This window comes from Streptomyces sp. NPDC127177 (genome assembly GCF_042672475.1).
Classification (GTDB): domain Bacteria; phylum Actinomycetota; class Actinomycetes; order Streptomycetales; family Streptomycetaceae; genus Streptomyces.
Genome location: NZ_JBHXUW010000080.1, coordinates 26,882 through 33,156, shown reverse-complemented (window position 1 = coordinate 33,156; position 6,275 = coordinate 26,882). Strand labels below are relative to the sequence as shown.

Sequence of the window (6,275 nt, the reverse complement as noted above, 5' to 3'; positions counted from 1 at the left end):
GGCGGGCACCCGGTCGGGTGCCCGCCCACAGGCGCGTGTCGTGCGGGTTCTCAGCGGCCGAGCGGCAGGCCGTTGGCCGACAGACCGCCGGTGTTCAGACCACCCGCGGGCAGACCGCCGAGGAGGCCCTTGGCGGGGGCGGTGACGTCCTTGACGACCTCCGTCTGGCTGGTGCCGAGGAGGTCGGTGGCGGTGTCCTGGACCGGGAGGGTCGAGGTGGCGTTCGCCAGCGCACCGGCGACGGGCAGGGCGCCGGTCGCGGTGTCGAGCGGCAGCGCGGAGGCCGAGGCGGTACCCGCGGCGGCAGCGGCGAAAGCGGCACCGACAGCGGCGACGCCGAGAGTCCTGACAGCAGACTGCTTCATGTGAATTTCATCCTTGGGGAAGGGGATGTGAGCGGCTCTGCAACGTAGTCAGCCCAATGCCCGTCCCGCAAACATCGACAACACGCGAAAACGGCCGGGATTCGCCTTCCCGGCCGTTTACCGCAGAGTGCCCGATCAGCCGGCGACCGAGGTGGAAACGCTGGTCGCAGCGGTCTGCTCGAAGAGCCATTCGGACTTCAGCTCGGCATATCCGGGCTTGATCACGTCACTGATCATCGCCAGACGTTCATCGAAAGGAATGAATGCTGATTTCATCGCATTGACGGTGAACCACTGCATGTCGTCGAGCGTGTATCCGAATGTCTCGGTCAGCTTCTCGAATTCCTGGCTCATGCTCGTACCGCTCATCAGCCGGTTGTCCGTGTTCACGGTGGCCCGGAAGTGCAGCTTGCGCAGCAGCCCGATGGGGTGCTCGGCGTACGAGTCGGCGGCACCGGTCTGCAGGTTGGAGGTCGGGCAGAGCTCCAGCGGGATGCGCTTGTCCCGTACGTAGGAGGCGAGGCGCCCCAGCTTCACGCTGCCGTCATCGGCGACCTCGATGTCGTCGATGATGCGGACGCCGTGGCCGAGCCGGTCGGCGCCGCACCACTGGATGGCCTGCCAGATCGACGGCAGCCCGAAGGCCTCGCCCGCGTGGATGGTGAAGTGGTTGTTCTCGCGCTTGAGGTACTCGAAGGCGTCGAGGTGCCGGGTGGGCGGGAAACCGGCCTCGGCGCCGGCGATGTCGAAGCCGACGACGCCCTGCTCCCGGTAACGGTTGGCGAGTTCGGCGATCTCCAGCGACCGGGCGGCGTGCCGCATCGCGGTGAGCAGGGCACCCACCCTGATCCGGTTGCCGTCCCGGCGGGCCCGCCGCTCGCCCTCGCGGAAGCCCTCGTTGACCGCCTCGACGACCTCTTCGAGGCTCAGCCCGGCTTCCAGGTGCTGCTCGGGGGCGTACCGGATCTCGGCGTACACGACACCGTCGGCGGCCAGGTCCTCGGCGCACTCGGCGGCGACCCGGACGAGCGCGTCACGGGTCTGCATGACGGCGCAGGTGTGCGCGAACGTCTCCAGGTACCGCTCCAGAGACCCGGAGTCGGCGGCTTCCCGGAACCAGACACCGAGCTTGTCCGGCTCGCTCTCCGGGAGTCCTTCGTACCCGCTCGCCGCGGCGAGGTCGACGATCGTCCCGGGGCGCAGTCCGCCGTCGAGGTGGTCGTGGAGAAGGACCTTGGGGGCACGCCGGATCTGATCCTGGCCGGGCACATTGAGGGTCGGGCTCATCATCCACGCACTCTAACGCCTACGCGCGTAGAGCGCCGCTGCGCGCGAGCTGCCGATGCGTAACAGTGACCGCGAATACTGGTGGCGTACACCTGTCCTTCTGAGACTGTTACGTCATGGCACAGCGCGCACTACCCCTGCCTGCTGCGAGGCTGGGACGGGCCGTCAGGACGGCCGGAGCACCAACCGCGGTCGGCGGCGTGGTTCTGCTGCTCCCCGACGGAGAGCCGTACTCACATCGCCGCCCCTCCCCCCTCTCGTACGCCCGCCAGGTCCCACTGGCCCGCACCCTGGCGCGCGCGGGCCGCGACGACGGCCTCACCGCGCACGTCGTCCGCTACCGCGGGCGCGGCTGGAACACCACGGACGCCGGTCTCGCGGGTGACGCGGAGTGGGCGGTGGACGAGGTGGTACGCCGCTACGGCGACGTGCCCGTCTGCCTGGCCGGCCACGGCATGGGCGGCCGCGCCGCCCTCCGCGCGGGCGGCCACCCGGCGGTCGCCGCGGTCCTCGCCCTGGCCCCGTGGCTGCCCGGCGACCCGGACGCCGAACCGGAGCCGGTGAAGCACCTGGTCGGCCGTCAGGTCCTGCTGGTGCACGGCACCAACGACGCCCGCTGCGACCCCGAACTCTCCTTCCGGCTCGCGGAACGAGCCAAGAAGTCCAACCGCAACACCTGCCGCTTCGAGGTCCACTCCGACGGCCACGCCCTGCGCCAGCACCACGCGGAAGTGACCTCCCTGGCAGCGGACTTCGTCCTCGGCTCGCTCTTCGCCCACGCCTACGCCCGCCCGGTGGCCGACGCCCTGGCCGCCCCGCCGCCCCTGGGGCTGCGGATGCCCCTGGCCGCCGGGTTCGGGAAGTCGCTGAGGCGCTGAGGGGGCGGGCGGGCCCGAACGGGCCGGCCGCCCTGCCGGGGACGCGCACGAGAGCGGCGCGTTCGGGTCACGCACGGCCACGTCCGCAACTGCGCCCGGTGCACGACCGCTTCAGGCAGTGGTCTCCCCCGGACCGCCCACCGCACGGTCGCGCACCCGGGCCGGAACGCGGAACGGGCCTGCGCCGGCTCACGCCCCACGCAGGCCCGGACCCGCCGGAATCAGTTGTGGTTCTCGTCGATGGTGGTGGCAACGCCGTCCTTGATGTCGGCGACGACGATGATGCCGCCCTTCTTGGCGGCTGCCTCGAGGTCGTCCTCGCTGCAGGGCGTCGTCGTGGACTGCTGGTCCTCGCCACCGCAGATCCATCCGGCGCCGTTGATGGCGGTGTCCTCGGAGGTGAAGAACGAACGGTCGGAGCCGCCATCGAGCCGCTTCGTCAGGATGTACTTGCCCGGCGCCATGTACCCGAGCGTCCCGGTGACGAGCCCGGCCGTCTCGTCGCTGCCCGGCTTGTCGGTCCCGCCGCCGCTGTCGGCGTGGTCCTCGATGATGCTCACCGCCACACCGTCCTTGAGCTGGACCGTGGCCCCGAAGCCCTTCTTGGACGCGGCCTCCAGCTCGTCCTCACTGCAAGGCGTCGCGGCCTGGCCGCCCGCGTCGCCGCAGATCTTGCCCGCACCCTCGATGTCGGTGTCCTCCGAGGTGAAGAACGCCTGCCCCGTGCCACCCTTGCGGGTCACCATGTACTTGCCCGACGCCATGAAGGAGACCGTGCCGGTCCAGCTGCCGGTCACCTTGCCACCCGAGGCCTTGTCCGGCTGCGCGGTGGCGCTGTCCTTGCCGCCGGACTCGCCCTTGACCGCGGAATCCGACACCGCGGGGCTGTTCGACGCAGCGGCGTCCTCCTCGTTCCCGTCCTGACAGGCCGTGAGGAGCAGCGCCGTAGCCAGCAGTGCAGTGGTGGTGAGCGTGGTCTTGCGGCGGTGGCTGCGAAGCATGATGGGTTCCCTCGACTGGTAGCAACAATGCGGCCAACCGGTCGCATGCTTGATCAACCACCACCTTGCCCGACGACGTGACCGGCAGAGAAGCGCAGTTACAAGGCCATGACACCATCGGGATGATCATGACGCACCCGAGGCCGCCCCATGACGAAACTGCATCGCCTCGGGACTGCACCGATTGGGCCAGGGAAGCGAGCCGCTCTCCACCCGGTGGCCCGGCTGCGCCCAGGGCCACGTTCGAGCACCCTCCGAACGGCCGGGCCCGGCGCCCGCTTCGCGGTGTCACCACGCCCGCTAAGGCCCACTCACCGATTTGGGCCCCACCATGGGCCTTTGGACACTGTCAGTGGGTCCCTACCTCGTCGCTACGTTCGTATCCCGGCGGGCTGCCGCCCCCCGGTTCCTCGGGGGCGAGCCACGACGAGGTGAGACGTGAGCAGCAGAGAACGGGTACGCCAGGGCGTACGCACGAGCACGGGGCAGTCGGCGATCGAATACCTGGCCCTGCTGGGCGTTGTCGTAGCGGTGATCGGCGGGATCGTGGCCGCCACCGTCGGAGGCGACATCACCAGCTCCGCGCACGTGCAGATCTGCCGCATCGCCGCGACAACGGGTGGCGGCGGCGAATGCGCCGATGACAACGCTGTCGAGGACGACGGCGGCAAGCCCGACAAGGCAGACCCGGACGAACACGTCGAGCCCGCCAGCGCCCCCGACGACCAGGCCGGCGACACCGGTGGCGTTCCGGGCGGCAAGCCCGGCGACGACGACGGCGACAAGCCCGACGGCAAGACCGACGACCACAAGGGCAACGCGCTCCCCAGTCTGTGCTTCGAGCCCCGGGAACGATCCTCCAACTCGAAGGTCTCCGTCCCCGGCAACGGCCCCACCAGCACGGCGGCGGCCTGGGGGTACTCGTACCTGGTCAACTTCATCATCGACAAGGTCAACAACGAGAAGAACAAGGAGAAGCGCGTCAAGGCGGCCCTGGACGACCTCTCCTACTGCCTCCCCGACTACAACATCGTCATCGCGCAGCCGCACGAGGGGAACCTCCAGGAGATGGACGGCGCCGCCATGATCTCGACCGTGGAGATCAGCGGCACGACGTACCGCGTCTACGCCTTCAAGACCGGCAAGTTCACCTGGGCCGACGACGCGGACCTCGGCTGGAAGAACCGCGCGTTCAAGGGCTACTACGACATCAGCGACGACAAGCGCACGGTCACGTTCGACAACCCGCCCCGCCCCAAGCGCAAGAAGGACTGGAAGCCCGGCGACCCGGGCTGCCAGATCGAGGGCCAGGAACCGCCCGACCGGAGCCGCTACTACAACACGTACTCCCCGCTGGACAACGAGGGTTCGGCCCAGGCGGTCCGGATGCTCGTGAACGACATGCGGCGCTGCTACCCCGATTACAACGTGGTCGCGATGCACTCCGAGCAGTCCTCGCACTGGGTCGACAAGCCCGACTCGTTCATCAACGAGAGCCGCTTCCGGCTGAACTCCCCCGAGTACCACGACGAGGAGACGGGCAACGACATCGCATCGGGCCGTGCGGTGTTCGACGTCTACGTCTTCGACAAGGGCAAGTTCAGCAACGACGGCGACGGCGGCTACACCAACTGGGCCTACTACGGCGACGCCACCCGCGACGGCAAGGAAGCCACCTTCGAGCAGCCGGAACCCGCCGACCTGGACGCCGACTCCACCTCCACCGGCACGGAGTCGGTCAACTTCAACGACGGCGCACCGAAGTACACCGAGGGGACCTACCCCGGCACCGACTTCTCCGGCAAGAAGCCGGGCGACGACGCCGAGCTGACCCAGTCACTGATCGACGAGTACAGCCGCTCCTTCCCCGACACGAACATCATCGCGGTGAAGAACTTCAACGACATGTCGTTCTCCGGGGTGTCGGGCCTGGAACACATCGCGGTGGTGGACGGCGTCGACATCTTCTCCGTCAAGAACGGCACCGTCATCAACAACGGCGACGGCGGCTGGAAGAACTGGGGCTTCGCCGGTACGTACGACCGCGAGAAGGACTCCAACGAGGTGACCTTCAAGCGGTAGGGAGGTTGGCCACCCGGACCGGCCGGACGCGCTCGCCGAGAGCGGCCGTCACGATGGGTCCGGGTGGCCGAGATGCGGGGCCGCAGGTTCGGACGGGCCGCGAGGGACAAGGGTGGCGAGCTGCGCCCCGCGCACAGGAGGGCTCACTGCCCGCCTGATTCCGCCTCGGCCCAGACCGTCTTGCCCGGCCCCACCCGGTCGCTCACTCCCCAGCGAGCGGCGACGGCCTCGACGATCAGAAGGCCCCGGCCGCCGTCGGCGTCCGCGTCGGGCCGCTCGACGACGGCCGGCTCGGGCCGGTGCTCGTGGGTGTCGGAAACCTCGATCCGTACGACGCCGGTCCCGTACGCGTATCCGAGCCGCAACTCGAAGTCGCGCCCGGGCACGCGTCCGTGCAGGACCGCGTTGGCCGCGAGTTCCGCCACGAGCACGGCCACGTCGTCGGAGAGCGGGGTGCCGTACGGAATCCCCCAGGTGTCGAGCTTCCAGACGGCCAGGCGGCGCGCCAGGGTGGCGCCGAGGCGGGTGGCCGAGCACCTCTGGACGAACACACGTGCCGTGACGGGCGGTTGGGCTTGCATTGCTGTCATGAGTCCAGCTTTCCGCCTCTCTCCCCGCTCCCAGCAGGAACGACGCCCATACAGATTCCCTTGTATGGGTTG

General features: G+C 69.3%; 6 protein-coding genes. 2 read left to right on the top strand and 4 right to left on the bottom strand.

What is annotated here, in order from left to right:
- Positions 1-50: 50 nt before the first annotated feature.
- Both ACFVJX_RS32930 and ACFVJX_RS32925 read right to left on the bottom strand, forming a co-directional pair.
- Entirely contained in the window at positions 51-365 is a 315-nt protein-coding gene (locus ACFVJX_RS32930) for a hypothetical protein (RefSeq protein ID WP_384136523.1), read from the bottom strand.
- A gap of 135 nt (positions 366-500) precedes the next feature.
- On the bottom strand, positions 501-1,655 hold the full coding sequence (locus tag ACFVJX_RS32925; RefSeq protein ID WP_384136525.1) for an adenosine deaminase: 1,155 nt from the start codon (positions 1,653-1,655) through the stop codon (positions 501-503).
- A 113-nt stretch (positions 1,656-1,768) separates the two neighbouring features.
- On the opposite strand from ACFVJX_RS32925, the gene ACFVJX_RS32920 reads away from it, so the two are divergent.
- The gene (locus tag ACFVJX_RS32920; RefSeq protein WP_384136526.1) at positions 1,769-2,530 is read left to right on the top strand and encodes an alpha/beta hydrolase family protein; all 762 of its coding nucleotides are present in this window, start codon (positions 1,769-1,771) and stop codon (positions 2,528-2,530) included.
- A 221-nt stretch (positions 2,531-2,751) separates the two neighbouring features.
- Here the strand turns inward: ACFVJX_RS32920 and ACFVJX_RS32915 are convergent, their stop codons facing one another.
- Positions 2,752-3,531 carry a hypothetical protein gene (locus ACFVJX_RS32915; protein ID WP_384136528.1) on the bottom strand — a complete coding sequence of 260 codons (780 nt, stop codon included), beginning with the start codon at positions 3,529-3,531 and terminating at the stop codon, positions 2,752-2,754.
- Positions 3,532-3,969: 438 nt separating this feature from the next.
- Here ACFVJX_RS32915 and ACFVJX_RS32910 point away from each other — a divergent pair, with 438 nt between their 5' ends.
- Positions 3,970-5,613, top strand: coding sequence for a hypothetical protein (locus tag ACFVJX_RS32910; RefSeq protein WP_384136529.1), 1,644 nt, complete (start codon positions 3,970-3,972; stop codon positions 5,611-5,613).
- A 143-nt stretch (positions 5,614-5,756) separates the two neighbouring features.
- Here the strand turns inward: ACFVJX_RS32910 and ACFVJX_RS32905 are convergent, their stop codons facing one another.
- Positions 5,757-6,203 (bottom strand): ATP-binding protein, encoded by a 447-nt coding sequence (locus ACFVJX_RS32905; protein ID WP_384136531.1) that lies wholly within the window; start codon positions 6,201-6,203, stop codon positions 5,757-5,759.
- Between the last annotated feature and the right edge of the window lie 72 nt (positions 6,204-6,275).